Genomic DNA, 12,097 nt, shown 5'->3' with positions numbered 1-12,097 from the left:
GGATGCTGGAGGTCGTGAACACGACCACGACGATCACGGAACTCGGCCTGGACCCGGCCATCGAGCGGCACGCGGAGTTCGCCGCCGGACTCCGCGCCGGGCTCGCCCGGGTCGAAGAGAACCTTCAGGAGGTGTTGCGCAGCCCCGGTCATCCGGAGCTCACCGAAGCCGCCACCCATCTCGTCCGCGCGGGCGGGAAGAGGCTGCGTCCGTTGATGGCGCTGGCCGCGGCGGCGTTCGGCGACGGGCGAGGCGACGCGATCTCGGCGGCCACCCTCGTCGAGCTCGTTCACGTCGCGACGCTGTACCACGACGACGTGATGGACGAGGCGCCGATGCGGCACGGGGTCACCAGCGCGAACTCGTTGTGGGGCAACAAGAAGGCCGTCCTGATCGGAGACTACGTGCTCGCCTGCGCGGCACGGGTCGGCGCCGGGCTCGGCGACTACGCGTTGCGGTCGCAGGCGAAGACGTTCGGCAGGCTCGTGCGCGGCCAGTTCCTCGAGACGACCGGACCGTTCGAGGACTGTGGCCGTCACGCGCCGTACGAGCACCACATCCAGGTGATGGCCGACAAATCCGCGTCGCTGATCGCGATGGCGGGCAGGCTCGGCGCGCAGGTGTCGGGCGCGGATGAGCGGACCATCGAAACGTTGGGCCAGTACGGCGAACTGATCGGGGTGGCGTTTCAGATCTCCGACGACGTCCTCGACATCTCCGCGTCCACCACCGACCTCGGCAAATCCGCGGGCACCGATCTCCGCGAAGGCGTCGTCACCTTGCCGATGCTCCACGCGCTCGACGACGAGGGGCCCGGCGCCGCTCGGCTACGCGAGATCATCGGCCACGGACCGGTCACCGATCCGGTGGTCCGCCAGGAGGCGCTCGGGCTCCTGCGCGAATCCGCCGGTGTCGTGCGCGCGCTCGCCGAAGCCCACGGCTACGCCGCCAAGGCGAGGGACCTCGCGCTCGGCCTCCCCGACCGGCCCGCCAGGGCGCTGCTCGTCGGCCTTTCGGCGTTCGTGGTCGACCGCGGCGAGTAGGCCCACCGCACCCGTGACCAGGGTTAGAGTGGCGGAATGAGCACCGAAACCCTGGGAAACGTCGAAGGCCGTGACATCGGTTCCGGAGTCTCGATCATCCGCGAGCGGACCGACGTCGACGGGTCCGGACCGAGGCTGCACCAGCACCCGTACCGCGAGACGTTCGTCGTCATCCGCGGCCGGGCGAAGTTCACCATCGGGGACACCGAACGCGAAGGAGGAACAGGCGACATCCTGGTCGTGCCCGCGGACACCCCGCACAAGTTCGCCGTGATCGGGCCGGAAGTCTACGAAGCCGTCCACATCCACGAAAGCGACCATTTCATCACCGAATGGCTCGAGTGATTCTGTCGGGCGCAAGAAAACCCTTTCCCGGCTAGAATCCCGACGACGTGCTCGTGGACGGCGGGCACCCGAGGCGACGGGAACCGGGGACTGTGACCGACGTGGCGGACCGCAGCGGTGACGAAACCCGCCAGGAGGACAGGTTCGGCCAACGGCGCGCGCAGCTGGCGATGTCGGCGCTGGTCACCTTGTCCGAGCTGGGCTACGCGCGGACGAGCCTGCGGGAGATCGCGCAGAACTCCGAGTTCTCGCACGGCGTACTGCACTATTACTTCCGGGACAAGGCCGAGCTGATCACCTACTGCGTCAAGCAGTACAAGGCCGAATGCGTCACCCGGTACGACCGGATAGCCGAGGCCGCCCAAACGGCCGAAGAACTGAGAACGGCCTTCGGTGCCGCGACGGCGGCCACGCTGCGCGAAAACGCGCGCCTGCACCGGCTCTGGTACGACCTGCGCAACCAGAGCCTGTTCGAGAAGCTGTTCCAGGCCGACGTCCTCGCCATCGACGAGACACTCGAACTGATGATCTGGCGGGTCGTCTCCCGGTACGCGGAACTACTGGGCAAGCCGACGGACTTCTCCCCGTCGACGACGTATGCGCTCTTCGACGGCCTGTTCCAGCAAGGGTTGCTGAAGCACCTCGCCGGCCGGGAGGACGCGGCGAGGTGCCTTCAGGATTCGGTGGAACAGGTACTGGCCCGGCTCTTCACCACTTGATCGTCGGGTACCAGATGACGCCCGTACGGCCCAGCACGCGCAGGTCCCAGTACAGCAGCGTGAACGTGCCGGCGACCAGCAACGCGGCACCGGTCACCACGGCGATCCTGGTGGGCTTCGCGAGCATCCACCGCTGCAGCCGCCCGCCCGTGCCGTGCGTGAGCAGCAGGAACAACAGCGCCATCACCAGGATGTTGCCGACCGATTGGAGGGCGAACGCGGCGGCGCCGTAGAACACGTTGTGGCTTTCGGCCGCGCTCCGGAACATCATCCGGAACAGCGGGAACGGCCTGCCGATCAGGAAACCGCCGATGAGCGCGCCCATCAGCACGAGCGGCGCGGGCGGGAACCGGCGGGTGAGCCCGGCGATCGGGTTGCGGACGATACCGACGGAAGCCAGGCCCAGCACGATGAACACGATCCCGATCACGCCGTAGACGATCATCGACTGGATGTTCCGCGGGGAGAGCCCACCGGCGGACGAGGCCGTCGAGAACTGCGGCATCCTGGTGCCGACGAGCGCGACGATGACGCCGTACACCACGGAAACCGTCAGCATTCCCGCGGCGATCCAGCCGAGCGGCTTCAGGGTGTCCGTGAACTTCGGCCGCCCGGTGGCTCCCCCGCCGACAAGCGGGGCGACGGCGCCGAAAGCGGCGATGTTGCACGCGGTGAACGTTCCGGCCAGGCCGGAAACGAACGCGAAGAACGTCCCGGCCAGCACACCGCCGATCGGGGTCGCCTTGGCGTCGTGGCCCAGCAGCGTGTTGGCGACGCTGTCCCCGATCACACTGTCCACAAAGGGCGCCGACCAGATCACGGTCAGCGCGAATCCCGCGAGGACGGACCAGAGGACCACTCGCCATCGGTGTTCCGGATACGGTCCGGAACCGAGAAAGCTCGCCTGCGGTGAAACGGGTACGCGTTCGGTCACGGACATTCGGTGCCTCCAGCGGCTGATGACTTCCCCCTGATCACCATCGTTGTTCCGCCACCGGGAGGAAGCCACCTCCAAAGTGCCGATCTGTCGTTGGTCCGACCGGCTCCGGGCAGTCCGGATTCACCGGTCCGGCGGGTGTCGCCGGAGGACCCGTTCCGCTAGGTGGCCGGATAACCCCGAAAAGGTGAAAGCTGGGGAATCCCGTGGGATCATCGGCTGACGCGTACGGCAGCACGGCCACCCCGATCCGGCCTTGACCGGCCACTGACCCTGCGGAGGGCGATGGACTTCGACGAGGTCGCGGACGAGCTCTACGGCGGCGATCCGGCCGAGTTCGTCTCGGTGCGCAACCAGCGGGCGAAAGAGGCCAAAGCCGCGGGGGATCCCGCCTTGGCCGAGCGTATCCGCGCCCTGCGGAAGCCCACGCTGGCGGCCTCGATCCTCAACCGCCGGGCGGATTCTCCCGAGCTGGCGGAGCTGGCAGGCCTCGGTGACGATCTGCGCAAGGCGCATTCGGCGCTGGCCGGCGCCGAACTGCGCAAACTCGCCCGGCGGCGGCAGGAGCTGGTGAACCGGATCCTGCGCGACGAGCCTTCGATGAGCGAGCCGGTCGCCCGCGAAGTCGAAGCCACCCTCGAAGCCGTCGTGGCCGACCCCGAGGTCGCGGCCCTCGCACTGGCTGGGCGGCTGAGCAGCGGGGCGGACAGCACCGGCGACCAGTGGCTGACCAGCGGGTTCGTCCCGCAACCGAAGCGGAAACCCGCACCGGATCGTGAAAAACCCGCCACCGTGTCGCATTTGGACGATCGGCGGAAGGCGAAGCAGAAGGCCGCCGAGAAGGCCGAAGAGGAGCGGATCGCCAAATCCCGCGAAGAGGCCGAACGCGAGCAGAAGCGGGTGGCGGAGTTCAACCGGCTCCGGCGCGAGGCCGCCGAGCTCGCGAAGGCCTGCAAACAGGCCGAGATCGACGTGTCCCGCGCCGAACGCCGGGCGGAGAAGGCGACGGAGAAGGCGAACGAGCTCCGGCGGCGGCTCGCCGACGCCGAACTCGAGGAAGAGACGGCGAACAGTGAAACCACGGCCGCGCAGACCGTCTTGGACGATCTGCGCGCCGAAGCCGAGAGGATCGACGAAGCCCTGAACGAGTTCTAAGCAGGCTGCCGGTCACGGACCCGGGTGGCGGTCACCCGGCGTCCGTACGGTGTCTTGCCGCCCGGTTTGTACACCGACAGCACGGTCATGGTCACGTACATCGTCGTGGACACGATGATCGGATAGAACCCGTCCACGCGACGCCCCGCCTCCACGAAGAGACCGTCCATAGTGGACTCGGCCGCGGCGGCCAGCTCCCGGATGCCCGGCAGCAGCGAGAACAGCGTCAGCCCGGCGGCGATCAGGGTCAGGACCAGTTTGATCGCGACCCACTTGTACCGGACCAGGCCCCATTTCGTGCCGAGACTGAGCACGATCCCGCTGACCAGCGCGGTCATGCTGACCGGCAGCAGGAGATAGCCGCCGATCTGGTCCATCATCAAGATGGCCGCGTGCTGGCGGCGGGGGTCGTCGGTGAACACGGAGGTGAAGGTCAGGACCGCGTTCACCATGGTGATCCCGAGCCAGCCGAGTGAGGAGACGACATGGACGACGAGGACGAGTTTCCGCCACCGCGGGGTGAGCGTCATCGGCGGTCGCCGCACTGTGGAAGTACTCATGCGACCAGTGTTTCCGCGGGCGGCGTCCCCGTCGTCCGTCGTGGAGCGGCACCTCGCCTACGTATCGCGGAGTACGAGCCCTCGGACGTACGCCGCCTGCCCGGCGTGCTGGAGATCGTCGGAAAGCACGCTGACCAGGCGAACTCCGAGGGTGACGGGCGGATCCCAGCCCTCGTCGACGATACGGTCGAGGTCGGCTTCGGCCAGTCCGGCGGCCCACGCCGTCGTCGCCTCGTGCACCGCGTCGTAGTACCCGGTCAGCAGGTCGGCCGAGTCGGGGCGGACCGCCTCGACGTCTTCGGGGCGATGCCCGTACCCGGTGTCCGATGCCGGGAACGGCAGCGAGAAGCGGCCCACCCAGTCCTGCGCGGTCCAGATCTGCTCGGTGCCCATCAGGTCGGCGACGTGATCGTCCTGCACCCTGGTCAGATGCCAGACCAGCCAGGCGATCGTGTTCGCGCCCGGCGCCGGGCTCTCGGTCAGCTGCTCGGCACTCAACCCCTCGACGGCGTCGTGCACGACCTCTTGGACGCGGCCGAACCCGTCGGCCACCACTTCGGCCAGTTTCATCGATTCCCCTTCCGGCGTCTCCCGTCCCACGATGCCACCGCGAGGTGACCCCGGCCTTGCACGCTTGACTTATATAAGTCCAGGCCGTGATAGTTGCCGGATGCACGCGTTCGACGTCCTCGGGGATCCGGTGCGCCGCCGGATCCTGGAACTGTTGGCGGGCGGGGAACAGAGTTCGGGCGACGTGACCGCGGTGGTCCGCGCCGAGTTCGGCATCTCGCAGCCCGCGGTCTCGCAGCATCTGCGCGTCCTGCGCGAGAACGGCTTCACCACCGTCCGCGCCGAGGGCGCGCGACGGCTGTACTCGGTCGATCCTGGCCCGCTCAGGGAGATCGACGGCTGGCTGGACCAGTACCGGCGGTTCTGGACCGGGCCGCTCGACGCGCTGGCCACCGAGATCGCGCGCGGCCGCCGCGAACGCCGGAAGGCCGCCGAGGACTAGTCTCTCCTCATGCGCAAAGGCTGGGGTCGCGCAGTCGTGATCGCCGTCGCGAGTGTCGTCATCGTGCTGGGGCTCGTTTTCGCGGTCACGGTGCGTGGCGGGCGGGACAAGGGAGCGCAGTGGTACCCCGCGGCCACGCCGACGACCCCACGTACACCGTCCTACTCGACCGCCGCGCCCACGACCCGGCCGACGCTGACCGTCGACAGCGGCTGCCGCCTTGGACAGGGGCCTGCCGCGCTCGATCCGGTGCCCGCGGCGACCACCCGCCGGGTGAACGCCGCCTGGGACCGCGTCGAGCGATGGCTCAAGGCCAACGCGCCGACGACGGCGGCGAGCCTCCGCCCGCCCGCGACGCTCGCGAAGATCGCTCAGGCGCAACGCGAGACGGGCGTCGTCTTCCCCGCCGAACTCGTCGCCTTCCTGCTGCGGCACGACGGTGTTTCGGGCATCGGCGACGGCTTCGCGCTGCCCCCGTTCGAACACCTCGCTTCCACGGAAACCATCGCGAGTCAGGCGAAGGTCATGTGCGACGTGCTGATTTCGGGCGGGTGGGACGACAGCGTCGGCTCGTGGTGGCACGGGCGGTTCGTACCCGTCGCCGTCGACGGCGGTGGCGACGGCCTCTTCCTCGACCAGCGCACCGGCACCGGGCGGCTCGGCGACTGGAACCACGAAGGTTCGGTGAGCTTCGATCACCGGCCCGCGACCCTGACCGAGCTGCTGGAGCGGACCGCGTCCGCGCTCGAGACCGGGGAGCCCACCGACGGCGGCTACCGGCCGGTCGTCACCGGAAACCGGGCGCTGGACTGGGAATTCCCGCGCTGAGATGCGCGGGCGCGTCGACTGTCGGACCCCGCCCCTAGAATCGTCCGGGTGGCAGCCCCCGACATCGGTACCTCGGAAGTCTCGGAAGCCCGCGAAACGCTGAACCGCGTCTTCGGCTACGACGACTTCCGCGGCGACCAGCACGCCATCGTCGAACACGTCATCGCAGGCGGTGACGCGCTCGTCCTCATGCCCACCGGCGGCGGCAAGTCGCTGTGTTACCAGATCCCGGCACTGGTGCGGCCGGGTGTCGGCGTGGTGATCTCACCGCTGATCGCGCTGATGCAGGACCAGGTCGACGCGCTGCGCAACCTCGGCGTCCGCGCGGGGTTCCTCAACTCGACGCAGGACTACGCCGAGCGGAACAGGGTCGAGGCCGCGTTCGTCGCCGGCGAGCTGGACCTGCTGTACCTGGCCCCCGAGCGGCTCTCGGTGGAGTCGACGGTGCGGCTGCTCGACCGCGGCAAGATCTCGCTGTTCGCGATCGACGAGGCGCACTGTGTGTCCCAGTGGGGTCACGACTTCCGGCCCGACTACCTGATGCTGTCCGCGGTGCACGAGCGCTGGCCGGACGTGCCGAGGATCGCGCTCACCGCCACCGCCACCAAGGCGACGCACGCCGAGATCGCGTCCCGGCTCAATCTGGAGAACGCTCGGCACTTCGTCGCGAGCTTCGACCGGCCGAACATCCAGTACCGGATCGTCGGCAAGAACTCGCCGCAGCGGCAGCTGCTGGAGCTGCTGCGCACGGAGCACAAGGGCGACGCGGGGATCGTCTACTGCCTGTCGCGGAACTCGGTCGAGAAGACCGCGGATTTCCTGGTGGAGAACGGGATCCCGGCGGTGCCGTATCACGCCGGGCTGGACGCGCGGACCCGCGCGAAGCACCAGTCGAGGTTCCTGCGCGAGGACGGGCTGATCGTCGTCGCGACGATCGCGTTCGGCATGGGCATCGACAAGCCCGACGTACGGTTCGTCGCGCACCTGGACCTGCCGAAATCCGTCGAGGGCTACTACCAGGAGACCGGCCGTGCGGGCCGTGACGGGCTGCCGTCGACGGCCTGGCTGGCGTACGGGCTCCAGGACGTCGTGCAGCAGCGCAAGATGATCGACATGTCGGAAGGGTCCGAAGCGCACAAGCGGCAGCTGAGCGCCCACCTCAACGCGATGCTGGCGCTGTGCGAGACGGTCGAATGCCGTCGTGTGCAGGTGCTGAACTACTTCGGGCAGCGGAGCGAGCCCTGCGGCAACTGCGACACCTGCCTGGCGCCGCCGGAGACCTGGGACGGCACGATCCCGGCGCAGAAGATCCTCTCGACCATCGTCCGGCTGCAGAACGAGCGGCGCCAGAAGTTCGGCGCGGGGCAGATCATCGACATCCTGCTCGGCAAGTCGACGCCGAAGGTGACGCAGCACCGGCACGATTCGCTGAAGGTCTTCGGGATCGGCACGGAGCTGAAAGAGCCCGAGTGGCGGGCCGTGGTTCGGCAGCTGCTCGCGCAGGGGCTCGCGGCGGTCGAGGGCGACTACGGCTCGCTGGTGCTGACCGAGGCCAGTGCCGAGGTGCTGAACGGGGAGCGGAAGGTCCAGCTGCGGCGCGAGCCGGAGCGGGCGGCGAAGGCCGCGGCCCGCTCCAGCGCGAAGAAGGCCGCGGCGGCCGACATGCCCGCCGAGGCGGCGCCGGTGTTCGAGCTGCTGCGGTCGTGGCGGGCCGCGGCGGCGAAAGAGCAGGGGGTGCCCGCGTACGTGATCTTCCACGACGCGACACTGCGCCAGATCGCCACCAAACGGCCCGCCACGCTGCAGGAGCTGGGTACCGTCAGCGGCGTCGGCGAGAACAAGCTCGCGAAGTACGGCGAGCAGATCCTCGAGACGCTAGCCGACGCCTAGTGCTCGTAAGGACGGCGCGGCGGCCGCCCGGTCATCCCGTCGACCTTGCGTACCGCGCCGTCGATCTGGCTGTGGTACTTGCCCTTGGTCTTGTGGTCGACGAAGGTCGCGGCCTTGTTCACGACCTTGGAGACCTTCTCGGGGTTCTTCCGCACGTAGGCGCGCACGGCCCCGGCGGTGCCGGCCAGGGCGGTCAACTTCCGCAGTAGAGGCACTGTGGTCCCTTTCCTCGGGGTCGTCTGGTGTCCTGCTCAACGACCGGTGGTGCCCCCAGGGTTCCCCGCGGCGGGCCGAATCACTCATTTCGGATACCGGGCCGCCGGAAAACCGGGCGCGCGAGGCGGGCCGGGCGCACTAAATTCGAGTTCATGCGGGATCTTTCTCTGCTGCCCAAGGCCCATCTGCACGTCCACCTCGAGAGCACCGTCCGGCCGGACACGCTCCGTGACATCGGCGAGGCGAACGGCATCGCCGTACCCGCGGAACAACCCGTTTTCGATGGCTTCCGCGCGTTCGGTGACTACAACGGGCTGCTGCGGTCCTGCCTGCGGAGGCCGGATGACTTCGAACGGGTGGCACGCGAGTTCTGCGAAGACCAGGTCGCGGACGGCGTCCGCTACGCCGAGGTCACCTTCACGGCGGCTTCGCACGGCGAACGGCTCGGCGAGCCGGACATGCCGCTGGCGTCCGTCCTCAAAGGACTCTCGGCAGGCGCGGCCGAACACGGGCTCCACTGGCGGGTGCTGCTGGACCACTCACGCCGCCGGTCGGTCGAACGTGCCCGGCTCACCCTCGACCTGGCCCGCCGGTACGCCCCGGACGGGGTGTTCGCGATCGGGCTCGCCGGGGAGGAGAAGTATCCGCTCGCGCCGTTCGCCGGGATCTGCGACGAGGCCGAGGAGGCGGGGCTCCACCTGATCCACCACGCGGGCGAGGACGCCGGCCCGGCCAGCATCCGCGAGGCGCTGGAGGTCGGGCACAGCGAGCGGATCGGCCACGGCATCCGGATCCTGGAGGACGTCGCACTGGTCGCCGAGGTGCGGGAACGCGGTATCGCGCTGGAGGTCTGCCCGTCGTCGAACGTGACGCTCGGGCTCGTGCCCTCGTTCGAGGAACATCCGCTCCCCCGTCTGGTCGACGCCGGGCTCGTGGTCACACTCAGTACCGACGTCCCGTCGGTCACCGGGACGACGCTGACCGACGAGTTCCTGCGCACTCGTGAGGCGTTCGCCTACGACGACCTCGCGCTCGCGGGCCTCGCCCGGGCGTCCGTCGACGCGTCGTTCGCCCCCGCCGAACTCAAGCGTTCGATCCACCAAGAGATCGACGCCTGGCTGGCCTGACGCCGCGCACCTGGACACCCGCGGCGTCGATGAAGGCGTCGAGCGCCCGCTGGCACCGCTCCTCGTGATCGGCCAGTTCGGCGTGGTCGGCCGCCTCCCGGATCGCACCACAGTGTTCGAACGCGGCATCGGCGAGCGCCACCAGCTCCGGATCGCCGGTGAGCAGCGCCACCCGGAAGCGGGCGTGGTCCGCCGCGGCGCCGAGAACGTCGGATTCGGTGAACGCGGCGCGCAGATCCTCGTCGCCGGCGGCGGCACGCCGTCGCAGAAGCCAGAGACTGACGGCACCACGGCGGAGCCCGGTGATCGCGCCCGCGAAGTCGACACAGGCTTCCGTCCGGTCCTGGCGGAGTCGTTCCTCACGGGTGAACCGCTCGGTGCGAGCGGTGCTGAGCCGCTGGAACAGGAAGGTCGACGTCGAGCCGAGCAGCGTCCCGGCGACGGCGATGAGGCTGGTGAGCCACGCGTTCATCCGGCGGAGTCTGCCACGCCGGGGAACGCCTCGTGCCCGGACAGCGGGCACGAGGCGTCCGAGGGTCAGCCGGTCGGGAAGTCGTCCGGCGTGCGGATGCGGTCCCGCACCCAGACACCGGCGGGCTTCAGCATCGAAGTACCGGTGAAGGAGCTCCCGGCGCAGGTCCCGGTCTTGAACACGGCACCGGAGCGGAAGTCGTCGGAGAAGTTCCAGTTCGTCCAGCCGATCTTCTTGGCGGCCAGCAGATCCAGGTACTTCTGCGAGTAGGCGAAGTCGTTCCCGCCGTCACCCGTGTAGGTCTGGGTGCCGAATTCCGTGACGAACACCGGGAGCTTGTCGGCCGTCCGCGCCAGGGCGTCGTAGTGCTCGTCCTGGTGTGACGCCGCGTAGAAGTGGAACGTGTACATGATGTTGGTGGCGTTGACCGGGTTGTTCAGGATGTCGGTCTCGTCACGCTGGTCGGAGACGCCGAAGGTCGACCAGCCGTGCGTCCCGAGGAAGACGACGCTGTCCGGGTCCTGGGCGCGGATCACCGGGATGACCTCTTCGGCGTACCGCTTCACGTCCGCCCAGCTGACGCCGTTCGGTTCGTTCGCGACGTCGTAGATGATGTTGACCTTGTCCTTGTGCCGCTGGGCGATCTCGGTGAAGAAGGTCTTCGCGAGATGGGTGTTCGCGTTCGGGTCGCCCGGGTCGAGCTGGTGCCAGTCGACGAGGACGTACATCCCGCGTTTCGTCGCCTCTTCGATGTAGTTGTGCATCATGTCGGTGAACTTGCGCGGATTGCTCTCGTAGCCGTCGTCCTGGATGTACATCGCGACGCGCAGGATGTCGGCCTTCCAGTCGTTGGCCAGCGCGTCCAGCGAGGCGGTCTTCACGCATTGGCTGTACCACTGGATCCCGTGCGTGCTCATCCCCCGCAGCTGGATGGGCTTGCCGTACTGGTTGCACAGTTTGACGCCGCAGACGTGGAGCTTTCCGTTGATGGACACCGGTGTCCCGGTACCGCACGCCGGTGTGGTGGCGGAGACGGTGGCGCTCGGCGCGGACGTGTTCCCCGCCGCGTCGTGGGCGACCACCGTGAACGAGTAGGCCGTCGACGCGGCGAGGCCGGTCACCGTCGCGGGCGGATTCGCCGTCGTGGCAACGGTTTGCCCGTTCCGGAGCACGCGGTACCCGGTGACGCCGACGTTGTCGGCCGATGCCTGCCAGGTCAGGGTCACGCTGCCGCAGGTCACGTTCGACGTGGTGGGCGTGCCCGGCGCCGTCGGCGCTTCGGTGTCGCTGGAACCGCCGCTGCCTTCGACCGACAGCGAGTCGGCGTTGGGGCCGCCGTTCGACGTGACGGCGGTGGTGCGGATCTTGTTGGCGCCCGCGGCGAGATTCACCGTGGTGGTGACCGTGCGCCAGGTCGTCCACGCGCCGGTGCCGGCGAACCCGAGGTCGTCGACGGCGATGGAACCGTTGCCGGTGATGTCGAGCGGACGGTTGGCGGTCGTGCCGTTGGCGTAGCGGAAGGTCAGCGTGTGCTGCCCGGCCTGCGCCGCGTTGACGGTGTACTCGACGTAGCTGCCGGTGACGTTGTCGTAGTTCACGAAGCCGGATCCGGTGAAGCCGGTGTGATTCGATTCGACCACGCCGCGTGAGATCGTCGCGTTCTCGGACTCGTAGCGGACGGGAGCCGCGGAAGCGGCCTGGGCGGAGATCGGGACCGAGGCGGCCGCGAGCACCGTGACCAGCGCCGCCCGCCATCTTGGGCGTACCACTTTGTGCCTCCTTCAGAAGCGTCG

The 12,097-nt window shown here is 68.9% G+C and carries 14 protein-coding genes; 8 read left to right on the top strand and 6 right to left on the bottom strand.

What is annotated here, in order from left to right:
* Positions 1–14: 14 nt before the first annotated feature.
* The 3 genes from H4W30_RS02165 to H4W30_RS02155 all read left to right on the top strand — a co-directional run bounded on the left by H4W30_RS02165 (position 15) and on the right by H4W30_RS02155 (position 2,107).
* Positions 15–1,043 (top strand): polyprenyl synthetase family protein, encoded by a 1,029-nt coding sequence (locus H4W30_RS02165; protein WP_318780509.1) that lies wholly within the window; start codon positions 15–17, stop codon positions 1,041–1,043.
* Between the two features lie 36 nt (positions 1,044–1,079).
* Positions 1,080–1,388, top strand: coding sequence for a cupin domain-containing protein (locus H4W30_RS02160; protein WP_192741227.1), 309 nt, complete (start codon positions 1,080–1,082; stop codon positions 1,386–1,388).
* Positions 1,389–1,480: 92 nt separating this feature from the next.
* Positions 1,481–2,107 carry a TetR/AcrR family transcriptional regulator gene (locus H4W30_RS02155; RefSeq protein ID WP_192741226.1) on the top strand — a complete coding sequence of 209 codons (627 nt, stop codon included), beginning with the start codon at positions 1,481–1,483 and terminating at the stop codon, positions 2,105–2,107.
* On the opposite strand, the gene H4W30_RS02150 is transcribed toward H4W30_RS02155, so the two are convergent.
* Positions 2,097–3,047, bottom strand: coding sequence for a hypothetical protein (locus tag H4W30_RS02150; protein WP_192741225.1), 951 nt, complete (start codon positions 3,045–3,047; stop codon positions 2,097–2,099). The genes H4W30_RS02155 and H4W30_RS02150 overlap by 11 nt on opposite strands.
* A gap of 282 nt (positions 3,048–3,329) precedes the next feature.
* On the opposite strand from H4W30_RS02150, the gene H4W30_RS02145 reads away from it, so the two are divergent.
* On the top strand, positions 3,330–4,199 hold the full coding sequence (locus tag H4W30_RS02145; RefSeq protein ID WP_192741224.1) for a hypothetical protein: 870 nt from the start codon (positions 3,330–3,332) through the stop codon (positions 4,197–4,199).
* Here H4W30_RS02145 and H4W30_RS02140 read toward each other — a convergent pair.
* The gene (locus H4W30_RS02140) at positions 4,196–4,759 is read right to left on the bottom strand and encodes a hypothetical protein (RefSeq protein WP_225948723.1); all 564 of its coding nucleotides are present in this window, start codon (positions 4,757–4,759) and stop codon (positions 4,196–4,198) included. The two genes, H4W30_RS02145 and H4W30_RS02140, sit on opposite strands and share 4 nt — an antisense overlap.
* Before the next feature lie 57 nt (positions 4,760–4,816).
* Positions 4,817–5,329 carry a mycothiol transferase gene (locus H4W30_RS02135; RefSeq protein WP_126733647.1) on the bottom strand — a complete coding sequence of 171 codons (513 nt, stop codon included), beginning with the start codon at positions 5,327–5,329 and terminating at the stop codon, positions 4,817–4,819.
* Positions 5,330–5,429: 100 nt separating this feature from the next.
* On the opposite strand from H4W30_RS02135, the gene H4W30_RS02130 reads away from it, so the two are divergent.
* The 3 genes from H4W30_RS02130 to recQ are packed head-to-tail and all read left to right on the top strand — an operon-like array spanning position 5,430 to position 8,489.
* Positions 5,430–5,771 (top strand): ArsR/SmtB family transcription factor, encoded by a 342-nt coding sequence (locus tag H4W30_RS02130; protein ID WP_192741223.1) that lies wholly within the window; start codon positions 5,430–5,432, stop codon positions 5,769–5,771.
* Between the two features lie 9 nt (positions 5,772–5,780).
* Entirely contained in the window at positions 5,781–6,599 is an 819-nt protein-coding gene (locus H4W30_RS02125) for an SMI1/KNR4 family protein (RefSeq protein ID WP_192741222.1), read from the top strand.
* Between the two features lie 48 nt (positions 6,600–6,647).
* Positions 6,648–8,489, top strand: a complete 1,842-nt coding sequence (gene recQ, locus H4W30_RS02120) for a DNA helicase RecQ (protein WP_192741221.1) — start codon at positions 6,648–6,650, stop codon at positions 8,487–8,489.
* On the opposite strand, the gene H4W30_RS02115 is transcribed toward recQ, so the two are convergent.
* The gene (locus H4W30_RS02115) at positions 8,486–8,704 is read right to left on the bottom strand and encodes an antitoxin (RefSeq protein ID WP_016335889.1); all 219 of its coding nucleotides are present in this window, start codon (positions 8,702–8,704) and stop codon (positions 8,486–8,488) included. The genes recQ and H4W30_RS02115 overlap by 4 nt on opposite strands.
* Before the next feature lie 153 nt (positions 8,705–8,857).
* On the opposite strand from H4W30_RS02115, the gene add reads away from it, so the two are divergent.
* Positions 8,858–9,832, top strand: a complete 975-nt coding sequence (gene add / locus H4W30_RS02110; RefSeq protein ID WP_192741220.1) for an adenosine deaminase — start codon at positions 8,858–8,860, stop codon at positions 9,830–9,832.
* Here the strand turns inward: add and H4W30_RS02105 are convergent.
* Both H4W30_RS02105 and H4W30_RS02100 read right to left on the bottom strand, forming a co-directional pair.
* Positions 9,789–10,304, bottom strand: a complete 516-nt coding sequence (locus tag H4W30_RS02105; RefSeq protein WP_192741219.1) for a hypothetical protein — start codon at positions 10,302–10,304, stop codon at positions 9,789–9,791. The genes add and H4W30_RS02105 overlap by 44 nt on opposite strands.
* Before the next feature lie 65 nt (positions 10,305–10,369).
* Positions 10,370–12,073: a cellulase family glycosylhydrolase gene (locus tag H4W30_RS02100; protein WP_318780508.1), complete on the bottom strand. Its 1,704-nt coding sequence runs from the start codon at positions 12,071–12,073 to the stop codon at positions 10,370–10,372.
* Positions 12,074–12,097 lie beyond the last annotated feature (24 nt).

It is taken from the genome of Amycolatopsis roodepoortensis (assembly GCF_014873915.1).
Lineage (GTDB): Bacteria > Actinomycetota > Actinomycetes > Mycobacteriales > Pseudonocardiaceae > Amycolatopsis > Amycolatopsis roodepoortensis.
Note: the sequence above shows the minus strand (reverse complement) of the source record. Positions and strands in the feature narration are given on the sequence as shown.

Excerpts from the sequence above, each read along its gene's own strand:
- H4W30_RS02125 (WP_192741222.1), top strand. The coding sequence starts at position 5,781 with ATGCGCAAAGGCTGGGGTCGCGCAGTCGTGATCGCCGTCGCGAGTGTC.
- H4W30_RS02160 (WP_192741227.1), top strand. The coding sequence starts at position 1,080 with ATGAGCACCGAAACCCTGGGAAACGTCGAAGGCCGTGACATCGGTTCC.
- H4W30_RS02150 (WP_192741225.1), bottom strand. The coding sequence starts at position 3,047 with ATGTCCGTGACCGAACGCGTACCCGTTTCACCGCAGGCGAGCTTTCTC.
- H4W30_RS02130 (WP_192741223.1), top strand. The coding sequence starts at position 5,430 with ATGCACGCGTTCGACGTCCTCGGGGATCCGGTGCGCCGCCGGATCCTG.
- H4W30_RS02145 (WP_192741224.1), top strand. The coding sequence starts at position 3,330 with ATGGACTTCGACGAGGTCGCGGACGAGCTCTACGGCGGCGATCCGGCC.
- H4W30_RS02105 (WP_192741219.1), bottom strand. The coding sequence starts at position 10,304 with ATGAACGCGTGGCTCACCAGCCTCATCGCCGTCGCCGGGACGCTGCTC.
- add (WP_192741220.1), top strand. The coding sequence starts at position 8,858 with ATGCGGGATCTTTCTCTGCTGCCCAAGGCCCATCTGCACGTCCACCTC.
- H4W30_RS02135 (WP_126733647.1), bottom strand. The coding sequence starts at position 5,329 with ATGAAACTGGCCGAAGTGGTGGCCGACGGGTTCGGCCGCGTCCAAGAG.
- H4W30_RS02140 (WP_225948723.1), bottom strand. The coding sequence starts at position 4,759 with ATGAGTACTTCCACAGTGCGGCGACCGCCGATGACGCTCACCCCGCGG.